The sequence below is a fragment of the Burkholderia sp. KCJ3K979 genome (genome assembly GCF_016759955.1).
GTDB lineage: Bacteria > Pseudomonadota > Gammaproteobacteria > Burkholderiales > Burkholderiaceae > Burkholderia > Burkholderia orbicola.
Genome location: NZ_JACFYV010000469.1, coordinates 1 through 483 on the forward strand (window position 1 = coordinate 1; position 483 = coordinate 483).

Here is a 483-nt window from a genome sequence, read left to right on the forward strand (position 1 = left end):
CCGACCGACGATACGTCGATTCCGCCCGGGCAACTGGCGAGCGTTGCGGGCACGCCGATGGACCTGCGCCAGCTGACGCCGATCGGCGCGCATTTGCGCGATGCGTATCCGCAGCTCGCGATCGCGCATGGCTACGACCAGAACTGGGTGCTCGACCAGGGCGGCCAGCCGGCGCCGGCGTTCGCCGCGCGTGCCTACGACCCGGCGTCGGGGCGTTTCCTCGAGCTGTACACGACGCAGCCGGGGCTGCAGTTCTATACGGCCAACGGGTTGAACGGCAGCGTCGCGGGCAAGGGCGGCACGGTCTACCGGCAAACCGATGCATTCGCGCTGGAAGCCGAGCATTTTCCCGATTCGCCGAATCATCCGGCCTTCCCGTCGACGGCGCTCAAGCCGGGCGAGACGCTGCACGAAGTGACGGTGTGGCGGGTGGGCGCGCGATGAGCGGCGGCGTCGGCGGGCGCGCGTCGATCACACGTTGAT

General features: G+C 69.4%; 1 protein-coding gene. It reads left to right on the forward strand.

Features of this window, described 5'->3' with window-relative positions:
• On the forward strand, positions 1-444 hold a 444-nt coding region (locus H3O04_RS35675; RefSeq protein WP_442862864.1), incomplete at its 5' end, for an aldose epimerase family protein.
• Positions 445-483: the final 39 nt, after the last annotated feature.